Annotated in this window: 17 protein-coding genes; 13 read left to right on the top strand and 4 right to left on the bottom strand. The window is 67.9% G+C overall.

The annotated features are described in order from the left end of the window. Nucleotides 1-57: 57 nt before the first annotated feature. Nucleotides 58-774 carry an MgtC/SapB family protein gene (locus tag V5F26_RS13235; protein WP_394057149.1) on the top strand — a complete coding sequence of 239 codons (717 nt, stop codon included), beginning with the start codon at nt 58-60 and terminating at the stop codon, nt 772-774. A 141-nt stretch (nt 775-915) separates the two neighbouring features. Here V5F26_RS13235 and V5F26_RS13230 read toward each other — a convergent pair whose 3' ends face one another. Together V5F26_RS13230 and V5F26_RS13225 are read right to left on the bottom strand one after the other, a co-directional pair. After that, nucleotides 916-1,272, bottom strand: a complete 357-nt coding sequence (locus V5F26_RS13230; protein ID WP_394946141.1) for a DUF4189 domain-containing protein — start codon at nt 1,270-1,272, stop codon at nt 916-918. Between the two features lie 312 nt (nt 1,273-1,584). Next, nucleotides 1,585-2,403, bottom strand: coding sequence for a TrmH family RNA methyltransferase (locus V5F26_RS13225; protein WP_394057087.1), 819 nt, complete (start codon nt 2,401-2,403; stop codon nt 1,585-1,587). Nucleotides 2,404-2,691: 288 nt separating this feature from the next. Here V5F26_RS13225 and V5F26_RS13220 point away from each other — a divergent pair, with 288 nt between their 5' ends. The 4 genes from V5F26_RS13220 (at nt 2,692) to V5F26_RS13205 (ending at nt 6,614) form a co-directional block, all read left to right on the top strand. Next, nucleotides 2,692-3,234: an Hsp20/alpha crystallin family protein gene (locus V5F26_RS13220; RefSeq protein WP_394057088.1), complete on the top strand. Its 543-nt coding sequence runs from the start codon at nt 2,692-2,694 to the stop codon at nt 3,232-3,234. A gap of 212 nt (nt 3,235-3,446) precedes the next feature. Further along, a complete protein-coding gene (locus V5F26_RS13215) occupies nt 3,447-4,601 on the top strand; it encodes an OpgC family protein (RefSeq protein WP_394946140.1) in 1,155 nt (384 codons plus the stop codon). A gap of 62 nt (nt 4,602-4,663) precedes the next feature. Next, nucleotides 4,664-5,335 (top strand): SGNH/GDSL hydrolase family protein, encoded by a 672-nt coding sequence (locus V5F26_RS13210; RefSeq protein WP_394057092.1) that lies wholly within the window; start codon nt 4,664-4,666, stop codon nt 5,333-5,335. Nucleotides 5,336-5,417: 82 nt separating this feature from the next. Next, nucleotides 5,418-6,614 (top strand): site-specific DNA-methyltransferase, encoded by a 1,197-nt coding sequence (locus V5F26_RS13205; protein ID WP_394057093.1) that lies wholly within the window; start codon nt 5,418-5,420, stop codon nt 6,612-6,614. Between the two features lie 63 nt (nt 6,615-6,677). Here V5F26_RS13205 and mutY read toward each other — a convergent pair whose 3' ends face one another. Further along, the gene (gene mutY, locus V5F26_RS13200) at nt 6,678-7,817 is read right to left on the bottom strand and encodes an A/G-specific adenine glycosylase (RefSeq protein WP_394946139.1); all 1,140 of its coding nucleotides are present in this window, start codon (nt 7,815-7,817) and stop codon (nt 6,678-6,680) included. A gap of 21 nt (nt 7,818-7,838) precedes the next feature. Between mutY and V5F26_RS13195 the strand changes: the two genes are divergently transcribed. From V5F26_RS13195 to V5F26_RS13175, 5 genes are all read left to right on the top strand, one after another. Further along, nucleotides 7,839-8,429, top strand: coding sequence for a DUF721 domain-containing protein (locus V5F26_RS13195; protein ID WP_394059729.1), 591 nt, complete (start codon nt 7,839-7,841; stop codon nt 8,427-8,429). A gap of 117 nt (nt 8,430-8,546) precedes the next feature. Further along, nucleotides 8,547-9,206 carry a DsbA family protein gene (locus V5F26_RS13190; protein WP_234050198.1) on the top strand — a complete coding sequence of 220 codons (660 nt, stop codon included), beginning with the start codon at nt 8,547-8,549 and terminating at the stop codon, nt 9,204-9,206. Nucleotides 9,207-9,347: 141 nt separating this feature from the next. Beyond that, nucleotides 9,348-10,223: a LysR substrate-binding domain-containing protein gene (locus V5F26_RS13185; RefSeq protein ID WP_394946138.1), complete on the top strand. Its 876-nt coding sequence runs from the start codon at nt 9,348-9,350 to the stop codon at nt 10,221-10,223. Nucleotides 10,224-10,304: 81 nt separating this feature from the next. Next, the gene (locus V5F26_RS13180) at nt 10,305-10,793 is read left to right on the top strand and encodes a DUF6790 family protein (RefSeq protein WP_394057099.1); all 489 of its coding nucleotides are present in this window, start codon (nt 10,305-10,307) and stop codon (nt 10,791-10,793) included. 30 nt (nt 10,794-10,823) lie between these two features. Beyond that, complete coding sequence (locus V5F26_RS13175) at nt 10,824-12,179, top strand: ABC1 kinase family protein (RefSeq protein WP_394946137.1); 1,356 nt, start codon at nt 10,824-10,826, stop codon at nt 12,177-12,179. Nucleotides 12,180-12,291: 112 nt separating this feature from the next. Here V5F26_RS13175 and V5F26_RS13170 read toward each other — a convergent pair whose 3' ends face one another. Further along, nucleotides 12,292-13,005, bottom strand: coding sequence for a sulfate transporter family protein (locus V5F26_RS13170; protein WP_394946136.1), 714 nt, complete (start codon nt 13,003-13,005; stop codon nt 12,292-12,294). 216 nt (nt 13,006-13,221) lie between these two features. Here V5F26_RS13170 and V5F26_RS13165 point away from each other — a divergent pair, with 216 nt between their 5' ends. From V5F26_RS13165 to V5F26_RS13155, 3 genes are all read left to right on the top strand, one after another. Further along, complete coding sequence (locus V5F26_RS13165; protein ID WP_394946476.1) at nt 13,222-13,929, top strand: TetR/AcrR family transcriptional regulator; 708 nt, start codon at nt 13,222-13,224, stop codon at nt 13,927-13,929. 97 nt (nt 13,930-14,026) lie between these two features. After that, complete coding sequence (locus tag V5F26_RS13160; RefSeq protein WP_394057103.1) at nt 14,027-15,229, top strand: efflux RND transporter periplasmic adaptor subunit; 1,203 nt, start codon at nt 14,027-14,029, stop codon at nt 15,227-15,229. Beyond that, nucleotides 15,229-18,372, top strand: coding sequence for an efflux RND transporter permease subunit (locus V5F26_RS13155; RefSeq protein WP_394057104.1), 3,144 nt, complete (start codon nt 15,229-15,231; stop codon nt 18,370-18,372). The genes V5F26_RS13160 and V5F26_RS13155 overlap by 1 nt, the downstream gene beginning before the upstream one ends. Nucleotides 18,373-18,539: the final 167 nt, after the last annotated feature.

Here is an 18,539-nt window from a genome sequence, read left to right as displayed (position 1 = left end):
CACAAAAGACCGCCGGGACCGGTGGTGGCGGCGCTTGGCGAGCAGGTGGGGGACAGAGTGGCGGCCTTCGCGACATTTGAACTGGCGGATTTTTTCGACACCCTCATCAGTCTCGCCACAGCCTTCCTGCTGGGCACCATCATCGGTGCTGAGCGGCAATATCGCCAGCGCACGGCGGGCCTGCGCACCAATGTGCTGGTGGCGGTGGGCTCGGCCGCCTTCGCGGATCTCGCGACCCGGGTCGGCACCTCGCAGGATGCCATGCGCGTCGTGGCCAATGTGGTCACCGGCGTCGGCTTCCTCGGCGCCGGCGTCATCATGAAGGAAGGGCTCAACGTGCGCGGCCTGAACACCGCCGCCACCCTGTGGTGCTCTGCCGCGGTGGGCTCATGCGCGGGCACGGACATGATCGCCCAGGCCGTGCTCATCACCTTCATCATCGTCGCCGGCAATACGCTGCTGCGACCGCTCGCGGCCTTCATCGATCGCATTCCCATCAATGAAAGCGTGTCCGAGGTCACCTATGAGGTGCGCGCCTATACGGACACGGCGTCCGCCGCCACCGTCCGCGACCTGGTGTGCGATGCGCTGGAGCAGGCCAAATATCCGGCCGCGGACATGGAGACCGAATCCCATCCCGGCGGCGGGGTCAGCATTGTGGCAAAGCTGGTGAGCACCGCCGTGAACCGAACCGAACTCGACGCCGTGGTGGAAAAGCTGCAGCGCCTGCCGAACGTCACTTATGCCACCTGGGAAGCGACCACCCAGAGCTGAGACGGCCCCGGCCTCAAGGAAATGAAGCACGGCGCCGGACCTGATGGGCCGGACATGGTGGGTGGCACAGGGAACGCCAGCCCTGTCCCTCGGCACACAACAAAGCCACCGGGGCGGCGGCGCATGCCGCGCCGCTCGCGATCACTTCACGCAGAACTGGATGACGGACTTGCAGGTGGCTTCCGTCCCGCCGGTGGCGATGCATTTGCCCATGGCGCCGGCCTCGGCATCGGCCTCAGTGCCTTTCGCCCCGACGCCCCAGGCGGTCTTCGAGGCGGAGACGAAGGCGATGCAACCATTGTGCACCCATATTTCTTCATCGCAGGCACTGCCGCCGCCATTGGCCTTGCATTCCGCGGTCGCGCGGCGCTCAGCCTCGTCCTTGCTCGAATGAACGCTGGCGCCGAATGCCCCCGCCGCCGCATCCACCGCGATGGCTCCATATGAATCGGCCAGAGCCGGCGTCGCGCAGAGCACAAAGGCCGCAAGACCGATCATCCTCGCCGTCACACGTCCCATCGCCACAGCCCCCAGCCTTCAAGCGCGGCTGCCCCTGAAAATCGCCCGGCAGACGGCGCGTTCAGCGTTCGGATCATCACACGTACATCTCAGGGAAGATACCGTCACATCTTCGAGCCAATATGACACGGGCCGAGAAGGGAGGCGGCCCCTTGCGGGCTGTGGTTGCCACCGAGCCGCACCGGCCCCCGGATGATGATCCGCCCATGAGCCTAGCGCGTGACCTCCGCTCCCCGGCGCATCTCCAACCAAAGCCGAGGAAGCAAAAGGGATCGCGGCGCGCCACGGCCTTCACACCCCCGCAAGATGATGCAGCACGATGCCGGAAGTGGTGGCGACGTTGAGACTGTCGAACCCCGGCGCCATGGGAATGGCCACCGTGCGCGCGGCGGCCAGCACAGTGTCGGGCAGGCCCGGCCCCTCGGTGCCGAACATGGCCGCCACACGGGGCGGCGGCACCATGGCGGAAAGCCGCTCCCGTCCCGCGGGCGAGAGCGCCACCACGCCCACCCCCGCAGCCTCCAGCTCCGACATGATGGCGGCGGCATCCGGCAGTCGGGCGAAGGGCACGATCAGGCTCGCCCCCACCGAGACCCGGATGGCCTTGCGATAGAGAGGATCGCAGCTCGCCGCGTCCAACAGCACGAGGTCGGCGCCGAAGGCCGCCGCATTGCGGAAGATGCCGCCCATATTATCGTGATTGGTGATGCCGGCCACCGCGACCACCAAAGCGCGCTCCCCCAGCCGCGCCAGCAGCTCCGCCGCCCTGGGCGCGGGGCGCGCCTCGCCCAGGGCGAGAATGCCGCGATGGATGGGGAAGCCCACGATGCGGTCCATCACCCCCTGCCCCGCCACATGAACCGGAAGCTGGGGCGGCAGCAGACCCAGCACATCACCCAGCCGCTCGGCCTGTCCCTCGGAGAGGAGAAGCGACAGCAGGCGATGACCGTGCGCGGTGCGCCCTTCCCCGTCCACATGGCTGGCAAGCAGGCGCAGCACCACCTCCCCCTCGGCCATGAAGCGCCCCTGCCGCCCCACAAGGTCGCGTTCGCGCACATCGCGATAGTCGGCAATGCGCGGGTCTTCGGGATCGAGAATGGGAAGGAGCATCAGGGGCGGACCGGGTTGCGGCTGGGAAGACGGGAGCCGCGCCTTATAGCCTGTTCCTCCGCCAGAAGGGGCTTTCCATGCGCCGGCTCGCGCCGCCGGGCACAATGCCGCCATCGTCCTGGTGCATCACATCGCTGCCGGCATAAGGCCCTGCGGGGCGCCGGCGTGAAGTGATCGCGTTCGACTTCCCGTTGCGAGCGTCCGGGTTCAAGCCCCGGCCCGCGCGAAGCCGATGAGACCGAGGCGGCCGTGCGCCGCGCGTCCATTGCCTGCTTGAAGGAGACGATCATGGCTGAGATCCAGAAAGTTCCCGTGCAGAAAATCCCCGCCAAGGCCGACCCCGGCCGGCCTTCCGGGCCCCTGGCGATGGGCTTGCCCTTCGACCAGTTGCGACAGGACATCGAACAGGTGTTCGACAATTTCCGCATCGGCGCCCTGGGCTTCCCGCTGGCACGCGGCGGGCTCGATCTGCCCTGGCCGCGCCTCGGCTCCGCGGCCCTGGCGCCGGCCATCGACGTGGTGGAGCGCGACAACGCCTATGAGATCAGCGCCGAGCTGCCCGGAATGGACGAGAAGGACATTCAGGTGAAGCTCGCCAACGGCAACCTCACCATTCGCGGCGAAAAGCGGGAGCAGCGCGAGGAGAAGGACAAGGACTATTACGTTTCCGAGCGCCGCTACGGCACCTTCACGCGCGCTTTCCGGGTGCCGGAGGGGGTGGACGCGGAACGGGTGGATGCCCGCTTCTCCAAGGGCGTGCTCACCGTCACCCTGCCGAAGAGCGCCGCCGCCAGAAGCCAGGAGAAGACCATCGAGGTGAAGGCCGCCTGAGGTCGGCCCGGCATCTTGCCGCGCCTCTCCCCGCGCCGCGGGGCGTGGTGCGGCCAGCGCCGCGGCAGCAGGGCACCGAGCATCGGCCCATGCCCTTCGGACAGTGTTGACATGGGGCGCGGCTGAGACATGCTGCACCGCAAATACGCCGCCCGTGGCGGGAACCATGTGTTCGGGCCAGTGTTTTCACTGGGTGGTGAGGAGTGACTGCGGTGGCAGCAGGGGATTCGCGCATCGTCAGCATCGATTTCTGGCGTGGTTTCGCCCTGCTCACGATTTTCCTGAACCATGTGCCCGGCCATTTTCTCAGCGCCTATACCTTCCGCAACTTCGGCGTTTCTGATGCGGCGGAGCTGTTCGTACTGCTGGCGGGCGTGTCGGCCGCCTTCGCCTATGCGCGGCCCTTCGAGCCGGGGCGGCGGCTGCGCGTCGGCGCGCGGATCATCACGCGCGCCTTCAACCTCTATGTGGCCCACCTCGCGCTTGTGATGGTCGCCGTGGCGGTGATCGGCGGGTTCGTGGTGCTCTCGGGCGATAATCGGGTGCTCGCCTGGTATCACCTGGACCTCATCACGGAAACGCCGGTGGAATCCCTGGTGGGAATAGCGCTGCTCACCTTCCAGCCGGCCTATCTCAACATCCTGCCGCTCTATGTGAGCCTGCTGCTGCTGGCCCCCGCGCTGGTCCTGCTCACCCGGCGCAGCATCGCGCTGGGCGTCGGCACCTCGGCGGCGCTTTATCTGGCCACCCAGCTTGCCCATCTCGGCCCGCCTGTATGGCCGGGCGCCGGACGCTGGTACTTCAACCCGCTCGCCTGGCAATTGCTGTTCACTCTGGGGCTCGCCATCGGTATCTGCATCGATCGTGGCAGTGTCCGTTTCGCGCGGCGCAGCCTGGATGTGCTGGCCCCAGCCTATCTCGTGGCTGCGCTTGTCTGGGCGCGGCTCGACTTTCCCTTTTCACTGGAAGTGTGGCCGCTGCCCGCCTTCATCTGGGACTTCGACAAGTCGAGCCTGGACCTGCCGCGGGTGCTGCATGTGCTGGCCCTCGCCTATTGCGCGGCCCGCCTGCCGGTGGAGCGCTGGCTACGGGCAACGCGCGTGAGTGCGCCGCTCATCCTCATCGGGCGCCATGCGCTGCCGGTGTTCTGCCTCGGCACCGTGCTGAGCCTGGGCGCGCAGGTGCTTAGACCCGGATTCGATGGCGCCTTTTCATTCGACCTGTTAATCGTTTTCGTCGGGTTCTCGCTCCAGTGGATCCTCGCATGGGCGCTCGAATGGCAGAAGGGCGGACGGGTGGCGGATGCGCGCGACATGCGCGCGCGCGAAACCATGCCCGCACCGCAGCCCCTGGCGCCGGAAGCCTGAGGGCAGCCGCCCTTGCTCTCCTGTCGGCCGTCCTTTTGGCGGCGCCGCAGGCGCAGGCCGGAATGTCCAAAGCCTGCCGCGTGCCGGAGATCTTCCTCACCTTCGACAGCGACCTGAAGCACACCGAGCGGCTGGTGGACCGCTCCCAGCCGGTGCGGATCCTCCTCATCGGCCCGCAGCCGGACCGCCTCGCCCTGTCCCAGCATAAGCGCACCCGGCTGGAAGTGGAGCTGAACCGCCGCCTTCCGGACATCGCCTTCACCATCATCGAGGAAGGTCCGCAGCCCGGCCTCGCGCGTGAGGACTTCCAGCGCATCCGCAGCGCCATCGAGGAGTTCGAGCCGGATCTGGTCATCTGGCAGGTGGGCACGGGCGATGCCCTCGCCGCCACCGACCCGGAGGACTTCGGCCACACCCTGGAGCAGGCAGCCGATTACCTGAAGGGGCGGGACATCGACCTCGTCCTCATCGATCCCCCCTTCGTGCCCAACGTGCCCCACGAGAAGCTCTACGGCCGTATCGTCGACCAGATCGACGCGGTCTCGGACCAGGAGAAGATGAACGTGGTGCAGCAGTATGCCGCCACGAACTACCTGCTCTCGCACCCCGGCCAACCCGCCGCCTCCCCCGCCGGAGCCACCACCTCCGAAGGCCCCACCCCGGCCGAACAGAAAACCCGCCTGTGCCTGCCCGAGCTGGTGGCTGAAGCGATCGTGCGCGCCGTGACGCGGTGAGCTTTTTCTTCGCGCTTCACCCCGCCTTAACCCCTTGCTGCCACATTGCGTCTCGTGAGTAAGCGTTGCGTAGGGTTGCGTCATGCGTAGTGTGGTCAAGGGGGCGCCCGGGCGGGCGGCCCGCCTCTCCGGCGAGCACCCGAGTAAGCCCGCGGTCATCACCCCCTTGACCACAAAAAACGCGTCGCCATTGCCCCTCGACGAGGTGCTGATGGGCGACAGCATCCTGGAGCTGTCGAAGCTTCCGGCCCACTCGGTGGACCTCGTGTTCGCCGACCCCCCGTACAATCTGCAGCTTGGTGGCGAGCTGAAGCGCCCGGACGAAAGCCGCGTGGACGCGGTGGACGATGCCTGGGACCAGTTCGAGAGCTTTGCGGCCTATGATGCCTTCAGCCGCGCCTGGCTCATGGCCGCGCGCCGGGTGCTGAAGCCGAACGGCACGCTGTTCGTCATCGGCTCCTACCACAACATCTTCCGTGTCGGCGCCACGTTACAGGATCTGGGCTACTGGATCCTCAACGACATCATCTGGCGCAAGTCCAATCCCATGCCCAACTTCCGGGGCCGGCGCTTCACCAATGCGCACGAGACCCTGATCTGGGCCGCGCGCGACGCCGATGCCCGCTACACCTTCAATTACGAAGCGCTGAAGGCGGGCAATGAAGATGTGCAGATGCGCTCGGACTGGCTCTTCCCCCTGTGCACCGGCCAGGAGCGGCTGAAGGACGAGAAGGGGCGCAAGCTGCACCCCACGCAGAAGCCGGAAGCCCTGCTCGCCCGCATTCTCATGTCCACCACCAAGCCGGGCGACGTGGTGCTTGACCCCTTCTTCGGCTCCGGCACCACGGGTGCGGTGGCCAAGCGGCTGCGCCGCCATTTCATTGGCATCGAGCGCGAGGAAAGCTACGCCGAGGCGGCCCGCGCGCGCATCGCGGCAATCGAGCCGTTGCCGGAAGACGCCCTGGTCGTTCCGCAAAGCGCTCGGGAGGCGCCGCGCGTGGCCTTCTCCGCTTTGGTGGAGCGCGGCTTCGTCACGCCCGGCGCCGAGCTCACCGATGCCAAGGGCCGCTTCCGCGCCGTGGTGCGCGCCGACGGCACCATTGCCCTGGCCGGCGAGACGCAGAAGGTGGGCTCCATCCACCGCGTCGGCGCCATGGCGCAGGGGGCGGAGGCCTGCAACGGCTGGACCTTCTGGCATGTGGAAGAGGACGGCCGCCGCCACCCCATCGACGTGCTCCGCGCCCGCCTGCGCGCGGAAATGGGCATCGCGGCGGAGTAATCCGGCCACCGCCCTGCGACCTGCTTGCGGGCCGCGGCTCGGCCGCTTCCCGCAAGGCCCCCGTCACCGCTTTCGCGGCGGCCGGTCGGCATGGCCATGGGCCAACACCTTGCGCATCAGCGACGGCAAGGCCTCGTCCTCGAAATGGCGCGGCAGCACGAAGCGCATGCCCGTGGGCGCCTGCGCATCCGCCGGGAGATCGACCCGCCACACCGTCAGCTCCAGCGCGAAATGGGTGAAGACGTGGCGCACCGCGCCCGCGAGCGCGCGCCACTCCCCGTTCAACGGCGCAAAGCGGGCGGGATCGTCCGGGATCACCCCTTGCGATGCAGACCAGGGCGTCGCCGGCACTTCGGTCATCTTTGCGAGCAGCCCGCGGTCTGGCCGCGTGCGCAGCAGCACCGCCCCATCCGCCCGCACTGCAAGGAAGGCGACCGCCGCGCGCTCCGGCTTTTCCGGCTTCCGCGCCTTCACCGGATAGCGCAGCATGGTGCCCTCGGCCCGCGCGCAGCAGCCCTCCGAGAGGGGGCACAGGGGACAGGCTGGCGATTTTGGGGTGCAGATGGTGGCGCCCAGATCCATCATCGCCTGGGCGTGGTCTCCGGGTCGATCCGCCGGCACCAGCTCCGCCGCCAGCGCTTTGATGAGGGGCTTGGACTTCGGCAGCGCCTCTTCCACCGCATGGAGGCGCGACACCACCCGCTCAATATTTCCATCCACCGGGCTCGCCGGAAGATTGAAGGCGATGGCGGCGATGGCCGCCGCTGTGTAGGGCCCGATTCCCGGCAGGTCGAGCAGGGCGGCCTCTTCGGCGGGAAAGTGGCCGCCATGGCGCGCCACCACGGCCTTGGCGCAGGCGTGCAGATTGCGGGCGCGCGCATAATAGCCGAGCCCCGCCCACGCGGAGAGCACCTCTTCCAGCGGCGCCGCCGCCAGATGCGCCACCGTGGGCCAGCGCAGAAGGAAGGCGCCGAAATAGGGCACCACCGCCTTCACCGTGGTCTGCTGCAGCATGATCTCCGAAAGGAAGACATGGTACGGGTCGGCCCTGTGCCCCCGCTCGGCGCGCCAGGGCAGGCGGCGGCGGTGGATATCGTACCAGGCCAGCAGGGCATCCGGGGCCGGGGCGCCAGCTGGCCTTGCTCCCGTGGGCCGTGTTGCAGTGGGCCTTGTTCCGGTGGCGGCGGCGGGTGAAGATGTCATGGGCGCAAGGTGACCACCTTGATGCGCCGCCGCAAGGGGGCGCCCCGCCTGACCCAGCGTCCGTTCCAGAAGATCCACGCCAGTAGCATGAGCCAGTCGTCCTCCCGCCCCTTCCGCCCCCGCAGCGCGCGCCCGCTCGCCGATTTCGTGGCCCCCACCATTGCCGACGTGTGCGGCAAGGCCGGCTTTTCGGTGGTGGAGGTGGTGACCCATTGGGACGAGATCGTTGGGCCCGACCTTGCACCGCGCAGCCTGCCCATGAAGCTGCAATGGGCGCGCGGCAGCGAAACCGAGCCGGCGACACTCGTGGTGCGTGTGGAAGGGGCCTACGCCATCGAGATGCAATATGCGGCCGCGGTGGTAATCGAGCGCATCAACTCCTATTTCGGCTGGCGCTGCGTGGGGCGAATCACGTTGCGCCAGGGGCCCGTTCCCCCGCGCCATGCCCGCCCGCTGGCGATGCCGCCGCCGGAGCCGGGCACCGTCAACGCCGTACGCCAGGAGATGGCGCGTGAGATCGGCAGCTTCGAAGACGAGGCGCTGGCCACCTCCCTCGCCCGCCTCGGCGCGCTGGTGCGGCGCGAGCGGCGCGGACTGAAACGCGAGTCTTGACCGATCTGTGATCGCGGAGGCATTTGCGGCCATACGCGTGACATGCTAGCGCGCTGCTGTTGGCGCCGGAATTCTCTCCACGCCCCTCGCGCCACCGGCTTCCCCATGGAGACTCCCATGACCTTCGATCGCCGCCGCGTCCTTGCCGGAGCCGGCGCAGCCGCCCTCCTCGCCGGCCTTGGCCTCCCCCTTTCGACCCATGGCGCGCTGGCGCAATCGGTCGACATGGCGAAGGTGATGGCTCCGGCCGCGAGCCCCCTGCCCCCCGAAGTGCTCGGCAGCCCGGACGCTCCCGTGACGGTGGTGGAATATGCCTCCATGACCTGCAGTCACTGCGCGGACTTCCACACCAAAGTGTTCCCGGAGCTGAAGGCGAAGTATATCGACACCGGCAAGGTGCGCTTCATCTTCCGCGAGTTCCCGTTCGATCCGGTTGCCACGGCCGCGTTCATGCTGGCGCGCTGCGCACCCAAGGATAAGTACTTCCCCATGGTCTCGACCCTGTTCGAGACCCAGCGCAGCTGGGCCTACAGCAAGGACCCCGCGGCCGGTCTGCTGGCGGTTGTGCGCCAGACCGGCATGAGCCAGGCCGATTTCGAGAAGTGCCTGAGCGACAAGGACCTGGCCCAGAAGGTCCAGGAAAGCTCCAAGTACGCCAACACCGAGCTGGGGGTGAACGCCACCCCCACCTTCTTCGTCGGCGGCAAGAAGCTCTCCGGCTCTCTCGACATCGCCGAGTGGGACAAGGAACTGGAGCCGCTTCTGTCCAAGAAGTGAGCCCTTCCGCGTGCGACATCCAAAAAGGCCCGGAGCCCCCAGCTCCGGGCCTTTTTCTTTGGGGCCGACCTCAAGGGCGGGCGGCACCAGCCATCGGCAATCGTGATTTTTCAGCGCCGATAAATTTGCTATCCTCATAATATGATCCGGAATTTCGATCTCGACCTCCTGCGCAGCTTCCTGGCGGTAGCTGAGCTGGGCTCCATTTCCTCCGCGGCGCGCCGGGTGGGGCGCAGCCAGTCGGCCGTGAGCCTGCAGATGGACCGGCTGGCCGATTCGCTGGGGTTCGCGGTGCTCGAGCGCAAGGGCCGTGGCGTGGTGCCCACCCTGCGCGGCGGCGCCTTCCTGGAGGATGCCCGCCGGCTGCTGGACCTCAACGACCAGGTGCTGAGCCAGCATGTGCACGGCAGCTTCGCCCAGCCCCTGCGGCTCGGTTTCGTTCAGGATGTGGGGGAAGGGGTGATGCAGCGGATTTTGTCGCGCATCGCCTACCTGTTCCCGCAGGCGCCCATCACCGTGCGCGTGTGCGCCACCTCGGCGCTGCTGGAAAAGCTGATGGTGGAAGAGCTCGACCTGGTGGTGGGCTTTCGCTACGAGACCGAGCTTCCCTCCACCGTACTGCTGCGCGAGCCCATGGTGTGGATCGCCTCCCGCCACCTGCGGCTGGACCGCGAGGCACCGGTGCCGCTGGTGCTATTTGAGAATCCCTGCATCTGCCGCAACTCTGCTATTGCCGCGCTCAGCGCCGCCGGCCGCAGCTTCCGTGTCGCCTTCACCAGCCCCAGCCTGCCGGGACTGATGGCCGCTGTCAGCGCCGGGCTGGGCGTGACGGTGCGCTCGCCCCGCTCGCTGCGCCATGACCTCGCGGTGGTGAATGACCTTGGCACCGCGCCCCTTTCCGACATGGAATTCGTGCTCTACGGCCGCTCCGGCACCCGCACGGCGGCGCTGGCGAGGGTCGAGGAAATCCTGTGCGAGGAGATCCGCCGCGAGCATCCGCTCTACGCGGTGGCCTGAGGCAGGAGCGGCTTTTATTCCCCTGGCGAGGCGCCGCGCGATCTGTCACCTTGCGCCGCAACAATGCAGGAGAGAGCGGTTATGGTGTTCTGGGTCCCCATTCTCGCCTGGGTTGCGGTTCTTGTCTGTGCAGCGATAGGGGTCGCGCGCGCTTCGGCGCCACGAGGCATCCGCCTCATTGCGGACCAGCTGTTGCGCTATGCGAACCTGTTTCCGGTGGGCCTGATGGGCCTTTGGGGGGCGCTCGGGCACATCGTATTCCCGGTCCAGTCCGCCGCGGCTATCGGCTGGGCCAACAGTCCGTTTCAATATGAGGTGGGGGTGGCGAACCTGGGCATCGGCCTTGCCGGCGTCATCGCCGCCATCTGGCCGAACTGGGGCTTTCGCGCGGCGACGGCTGTGATGGTGGCGGCCTTCCTTGGCGGCGCGGCCATCGGCCACCTCGTGCAGATCAGCTCCACGGGCAATCTTGCGGTCGGCAATGCCGGCCCCATTCTCTACACCGACGTGCTGACGCCCCTTGCTCTTATCATCCTGCTCGCTTTGACCTTCCGGCGGGCGCGGGGGTAACGGCGGCGCGGCAGCGAGGCGCGAGCGAGCATGGCTGACGACGAAAGAAACCGCTTTTCGGCCCGCGCCGCGCGCTATGCGAAGGTGGGGGCCAATGTGGGCGGGGTGGCGGCCCGCATCGCCGGCAATCGCCTGCTGGGACGCGGCGACCGCGCCGGCGACAATGCCGCGGCGCTCGCCTCCGCCTTGGGCGGCCTCAAGGGGCCGCTGATGAAGGTGGCCCAACTGATGGCCACCGTGCCGGATCTGCTGCCGCCTGAATACGCCGCCGAACTGCGCCGCCTGCAATCCGACGCCCCGCCCATGGGCTGGTCGTTCGTGAAGCGACGCATGAGCGCCGAGCTGGGCCGCGATTGGGAAAAGCGCTTCGCCCGCTTCGAGCACCAGCCCTCCGCCGCCGCCTCCCTGGGCCAGGTGCACAAGGCGGTGACGCTCGATGGGGAAACGGTGGCCTGCAAGCTCCAGTATCCCGACATGCAGGCGGCGGTGGAAGCCGACCTGAATCAGCTTCAGATCCTGTTTTCCTTGCACCGGCGCATGGATTCCACCCTCGACACGCGCGAAATCGCCAAGGAGATCGGCGAGCGGGTGCGCGAGGAGCTGGACTATAAGCGCGAGGCCCGCCACGCCGCCCTCTACGCCCTGATGCTGAAGGACGAGCCGCGCGTGCGCGTGCCCACCGTGCGGGAGGATTTGTCCACCGGCCGCCTGCTGACCATGCAGTGGCTGGAGGGGGAGAAGATCTTGAACTTCACCCGCCACGCGCAGGCCGAGCGCAACGCTTTGGCGCAGGCGCTGTTCGCGGCGTGGTGGCAGCCCTTCAGCCATTTCGGCGTCATCCACGGCGACCCGCACCTGGGGAATTACACCGTCTTCCTCAACGAGGCGGGACGTCCGGCGGGCATCAACCTGCTGGACTATGGCTGCATCCGCATCTTCCCGCCGCGGTTCGTGGCGGGGGTGGTGGACCTCTATCGCGGCCTCATCGACGGTGACAATGCGCGCGTGGTTCACGCCTATGAGACCTGGGGCTTCAAGGGGCTCAACAAGGACCTCATCGACGCGCTGAACATCTGGGCACGCTTCATTTACGGCCCCCTCATGGACGACCGGGTGCGCACCATCGCCGATGGAGTGGCGCCGGGCCAGTATGGCCGCAAGGAAGCCTTCAAGGTTCACACAGAGCTGAAACGCCTGGGGCCGGTGACCGTGCCGCGCGAATTCGTGTTCATGGACCGGGCGGCGGTGGGGCTCGGGGCCGTGTTCCTGCACCTTCGGGCGCAGCTCAATTTCCACCGCCTGTTTGAAACCGCCATCGGCGATTTTGATGCGGGCCGCGTGGCGGTGCGCCAGATGGCGGCGCTGGCCGCCGTGGGCCTGCACTAGGGCCGTTTCCGAGCGAAGCGGGAGCCGGCTCGCGCTAAGGAAACACGCACCGTAAAACAACAGACGGCTTCTGTGCTCCCATGAAAAAACGAAGCGGGCTGAGGGCCTTGCCTCAGAGCGCACGGCCCTCGATGACCAATCCGCCATCGGGCGTGCGCCGCGCGGGCAGCGGCGCGATCCGCCGGTGCAGATGCACCATGAAGGCGGTGCCGAATACCGGCAAAATGAGGTTCAGCACCGGCACCAGCATGATGGGCGTGATGAGGAGCCCGGCCAGGAACACCTGTGTGGCATTGGCCTGCCGCACCGCCCGCGCCTCCTCCGGCGTGCGATAGCGCATGGCGGCGAGCTCGAAATATTCGCGGCTGATCAAGTAGGCGTTGGCGACGAAGAAGATGACTACGTTCACGCCCGGCACCAGCAGCAGCAGCAGCGCCCCCAAGTTGACCGCCAGCACCACGCTGAAGAAGCGGGCCGAGTAGAGCAGCGAACGCAGCACCGGCTGCGGCACCCCGCGCGGATCATTGGGGTAGCTGTCCGCCTCCACCTTCTCCGCCACCTCGTCCAGGAACAGGCCCGCCACCAGGGAGGACACCGCCGGCACCAGATAGAACACGCCGAACACCAGCCCCAGGCCGGCCACCACCGCCAGCGTGGTTTCCACCCAGGGGTAGGACGGCACATGGACGAAGTGGGTCAGCGCCGCCTCGAGCGCGATGGCGAGCACCACCAGCAGCCCGAGCGCAAGGCCAATGGACCGCAGCAGCACCCCGCGCAGCAAAGGCGAGAAGGTCTGGCGCAGGGCTTCAAGGGCGGCGGCGAGCATGGGGATAGGGCTCCGGTTTCCGGCGACAGTTAAGCGTTCCGGCCCCTCCCCTCAAGGGGCGGCGGCACGGCGCCGCAGGAGCGAATGAACGTTCACTCTTGTCTTGGGGCGACAGAAGCGGCATAACCAGCCCCGGAATGCGAATGAACGTTCACTCACACCCGATGCCCGATCGGCTGGCATCACCCTTTTGAGGAGCGCGAGCGCGTGCCGCCGATGAAATCTTCCCACGCCACGCCGTCCGCCGACGCGCCCGCGCGCCCCACGGACGAGATGGGCGCCAGCGCGGCAGCCTGCCGGGGCACGGATGCCGGGCCCGAAGCCCCGCCTTCCGATCGCCGCGCCCGGCAGCGCAAGCGTATTCTGGCGGCAGCGATGGCCTGTTTCGCCCGTGAAGGCTTCCACGGCGCCTCCATGCAGAAAATCTGCGCCGAGGCGGGCATGAGCGCGGGAGCTTTTTACCGCTATTTCCGCTCCAAGGAAGAGTTGATCGCAGCCATCGTCGCCGATGAGCGCAATGAGCGTCAGCACATCCTCGACGCCCTGGCGCAAGCCCCTTCGGTGCTCGATGCCCTGACCGACTGCCTGCGGATGCTGTTGGTGGAGCAGACGCTGCCCACGGCGCAGCTCGGCCCCGAAATCATGGCCGAGGCCATCCGCAACACCCATCTGCGTGAGATCATCGAGCCCTGCGAGGAGGAAAGCCGCACCCAGCTGCGCGCGGCCCTTGCCGCGGCCACCAGCCGGGGCGAGATCGACCCCGCGCTCGACCTGAACGACGTCATGGTCATGCTCCAGGCGCTGGCCGACGGGCTGATCCTGCATCACCAGCTCCACCCCGCATGGGACCTGCCCCGGCGGCTCGACACGTTCAATCTGCTGGTGCGGCGGATGCTCGCGCCCGCCCCTGCGAAGGGGGATTGAACCTGTGACCAGCCGCCCCCGTACTGCCCGCCGTCACGGGAATGCCGCCGTGACCCGCCAGGGTGTTTTCCATTCTTCCAACGAGGTTCGCTTCACCATGCCCGCCCTTGTCCGCCGCGCCAGCGCACTCGTGTTCGCCCTCGGCCTTGCCGGGCCGGTGTGCGGCGTCATGCCGGCCGCCGCGGAGGATGGAGCGGCCGCCGCCCCTTCCGCCCTCACCGTCTCCGTGCAGCGCCCGCGCAATGAAACCTTGCCGGAAACCCTGCTGGTCACCGGCTCCCTCCTGCCGCGCGAGGAAATCGAGGTCGGGCCCGAGGTGGAGGGCCTGCGGCTGGAACAGATCCTGGCCGAGGCCGGCGACCGCGTGGAAAAGGGACAGGTGCTCGCCCGCCTCTCGCGCGATGTGCTCGATACGCAATTGGCCCAGAACACCGCCAACGCCGCCAAGGCGAAGGCCGCCATAGCCCAGCAGCGCGCCGCGCTCGATCAGGCCCGCGCGCAGCAGACGGAAGCCGCAGCCGCAGTGGACCGCGCCCGCAAGCTGCGCGCCACCGGCACCGCCTCCCAGGAAACCCTGGACGAGCGCGAGCGCGCCGTGAAGGTCACCACCGCCCAGGTGGCCGCCGCCGAGGAGAGCCTTGCCGCGGCAGAAGCCGAGGCGGTGCTCGTCAAGGCCCAGCGCGACGAGATCGAGGTGAAGCTCAAGCGGACGGATATTCGCGCGCCGGCGTCCGGCGTCATCCTCTCCCGCGAGGCGCGGGTGGGTGCCATCGCGCTCTCGGCCCGCTCCACGCCCCTGTTCCGCATCGCCCAGGATGGCGCCATCGACCTGGATGCGGAAGTGCCGGAAGGCGCCATGCCGCGCATGAAAACCGGGCTCACCGCGCAGGTGACCCCGGCCGGCTTCGATGGCCCGGTCGAGGGAACGGTGCGGCTGGTGTCGCCGGAGGTGGACAAGGCCTCCCGCCTGGGGCGCATCAAGATCGCCCTGCAAAATGATGCGCGGCTGAAGCCCGGCGCCTATGCCCGCGCCCTTGTCACCCTTGGTGCGCGCGCGGGGCTGGTGGTGCCGCAATCGGCCGTGATGTTCGATGCCGAAGGGGCCTATGTGCTCGTGGTGACGGACGGCACGGTTTCCGAACGGCGCATCACGCCCGCGCTGAAAAGCCGGGGCAGCGTCATGGTGGCCCATGGCCTTTCGGGCAACGAGCTGGTGGTGGCGCGCGCCGGCGGCTTCCTGCGCGAGGGCGATCGGGTCAATCCGGTGGAAGCCCCCCTCTCCGTGGGCGAGGCGCGCTGATGGCTCTCAACGTCTCCGCCTGGGCCATCCGCAAGCCCATTCCCACCCTCGTCCTGTTCGTCATCCTGACGGTGCTCGGCCTGGTGCACTTCCGCACCCTGCCGGTGACGCAGATGCCGAACATCGACGTGCCCATCGTCATGGTCACCATCACCCAGACCGGCGCCGCGCCCAGCGAGCTGGAAACCCAGGTGACCAAGAAGGTGGAGAATTCCATCGCCGGCGTATCCGGGGTGAAGCACATCACCTCCTCCATCTCGGAGGGCACCAGCATCACCACGGTGGAATTCTTCCTGGAAACCAACGTGGACCGCGCGGTGAACGACACCCGCGACGCTGTCACCAAGATCCGTTCCGAGCTGCCGCGCTCCATTGACGAGCCGCTGATTCAACGGGTGGATATCGAAGGGCTGCCCATCGTCACCTATGCGGTGTCCTCGCCCACCATGACCACGGAGGAGATGTCGTGGTTCGTGGATGACACCATGGCCCGTGCCCTGCAGGGTGTGCGCGGCGTCGCCCAGGTGAAGCGCGAGGGGGGGCTCGACCGGGAAATCCGCATCGCCCTCGATCCGGATCGCCTGATGTCGCTGGGCGTGACGGCGGCCGATGTGAGCCGCCAGCTGCGGGCCACCAATCTCGACGTGTCCGGCGGGCGCGGCGAGGTGGGCACCCAGGAGCAGTCCATCCGCACCCTGGCCGGCGCCAGCACCGTGGAAGAGCTGGCGGATACCCGCATCGCCCTCTCCAACGGCCGCTATGTGCGCCTGAAGGACCTCGGCACCGTCACCGACGGGGCGGCCGAGCCGCGCGTGTTCGCCCGCCTGGATGGCAAGAACGTGGTCGCCTTCGGCGTCTACCGCGCCAAGGGCTTCTCCGACGTCACGGTTTATGACCGGGTGCAGGACGAGCTCCAGCATCTGCGGGCCCAGCACCCCGATGTGACGATCTCGGAGATCGACACCACGGTGCGCTACACCAAGTCGGACTATGAATCCGCCATGCAAACCCTCATCGAGGGGGCGATCCTGGCGGTGATCGTGGTGTTCATCTTCCTGCGCGACTGGCGGGCCACCATCATCACCACGCTGGCCATTCCGCTGTCCATCCTGCCCACCTTCTCGCTGATGGACATGCTGGGCTTCTCGCTGAACGGCGTGAGCCTTCTGGCCATCACCCTCGTCACCGGCATCCTGGTGGATGACGCCATCGTCGAGATCGAGAACATCGTGCGCCACATGCGGCAGGGCAAATCCCCTTACCGCGCGGCCATCGAGGCGGCCGACGAAATCGGCCTAGCGGTGGTGGCCACCACCCTCACCATCGTTGCCGTGTTCGCACCCGTGTCGTTCATGGGCGGCATTGCGGGGCAGTATTTCAAGCAGTTCGGCCTCACGGTGGCCATCGCGGTGCTGTTCTCGCTGGCCGTGGCGCGGCTGGTGACGCCGCTGCTCGCCGCCTATTTCCTGCGCGATACCGGGCGCCGGCATGAGGGCGACGGGCGGGTGATGCACGTCTATATGCGCCTTTTGGGCTGGTCGCTGCGCCACCGCTTCCTCACCATCGCCATGGGGCTTGGCATCTTCGTCGGCACCATCTTCCTGTCGACGCTGCTACCCTCCGGCTTCCTGCCCAACAACGACATTTCCCGTTCCATGGTCTCCATCGAGCTGCCGCCGGGCACCACGCTGGCGGAGACGCAGGCGGTGTCGGACCGCATCACCCGCCTGCTGCTGGATCGGCCCGAGGTGGCCAATGTCTACGCCACCGCCGGGTCAGGCGGGTCGGGCGGGCTCGCCATGCTGGCGGGCGAGGTGCGCAAGGCGCAGATCGTCATCAACCTGAAGCGCCGCGCCGAGCGAGCGATGGACCAGAAGACGTTCGAGGCCTCCCTCAACGCCCCCCTCGCGGCCATCCCGGACATGCGCTTCACCTGGAGCTCGAATGGGCAGGCCGCGCAGCGCGGCTTCCAGATGGTGCTTTCCGGCAACGACGGCGACGCGGTGGAGAAAGCCGCTTTGGCGCTGGAAAAGGAGATGCGCCACGACGTGCCGGTGCTGACCAACGTGGTCTCCTCCGCCGCCCTCGACCGGCCGGAAATCCGCATCGTGCCCAAGCTCGATGAGGCGTCGGAGCTGGGTGTGTCGGTGGACACCATCGCGGAGACGGTGCGCATCGCCACCATCGGCGACATTTCCGCCAACCTTGCGAAGTTCTCCGCCAAGGATCGGCAGATCGACATTCGCGTGCAGCTCGACGAGAAGGCGCGCACCAGCCTCTCTACCTTCGATGCGCTGAAGGTGCCCACCGCCAGCGGCGGGGCCGTGCCACTCTCGGCCGTGGCGGATGTGCAGTTTGGCCAGGGCCCCACGGCTCTCGACCGCTACGACCGGGCCCGCCGCATCGCGGTGGAAGCGGACCTCGTGGGCGACACACCGCTGGGCACCGCCGTGGACGCGGTGAAGGCCCTGCCCGCCGCCCGCAGCCTGCCCCCCGGCGTGACGCTGAAGGAAGCAGGCGATGCCGAGATCATGGGCGAGGTGTTCTCCGGCTTCGCGCTCGCCATGGCGGCGGGGCTCATGCTGGTGCTGGCGGTGCTGGTGCTGCTGTTCCACGACATCCTGCAGCCCATCACCATTCTCATCTCGCTGCCGCTGTCGGTGGGCGGCGCCTTCATCGCGCTGCTGCTCACTGGCAATTCCATCTCCTTGCCGGTGGTCATCGGCTTCCTGATGCTCATGGGCATCGTGACGAAAAACGCCATCCTGCTGGTGGATTTCGCCATTGAATCCATGAAGCACGGGGCCGACCGGCTGACCGCGCTGATGGAAGCGGGCCACAAGCGCGCCCAACCCATCGTGATGACCACCATCGCCATGGCCGCCGGCATGCTGCCGTCCGCTTTGGCGCTGGGCGAGGGCGGCGGCTTCCGCGCGCCCATGGCCATCGCGGTCATCGGCGGCCTCATCACCTCCACCGTGCTGTCACTGGTGTTCGTCCCCGCCGTGTTCACGGTGATGGACGATCTGAGCCGGATGCTGGGCCGCCTGTTCGGCCGCTTCGTGGGCGAGAAGGACGAGCCCGAAGACCCCACCGGCCACGGCTCACACGGCGCACACGGCTCGGCCCATCCGGCGCAGTAGCCCCGGCGCACACCCGTGCGATTGCGGCTCGCCCTTAGAGCCCTTTTTCGCGGTATGGCCGCCGCCGGCCGTGAAGAACTGGTGTTAAGTCAAGGGCGTAGAGCGGCTGCTGAATGCAGTGAGAGCAGGAGATGCTCTCGCCCCCCGCGCCGATCGGGGCGCGAACG

The organism is Xanthobacter variabilis, assembly GCF_043831965.2.
Classification (GTDB): Bacteria; Pseudomonadota; Alphaproteobacteria; order Rhizobiales; family Xanthobacteraceae; genus Xanthobacter.
Note: the sequence above shows the minus strand (reverse complement) of the source record. Positions and strands in the feature narration are given on the sequence as shown.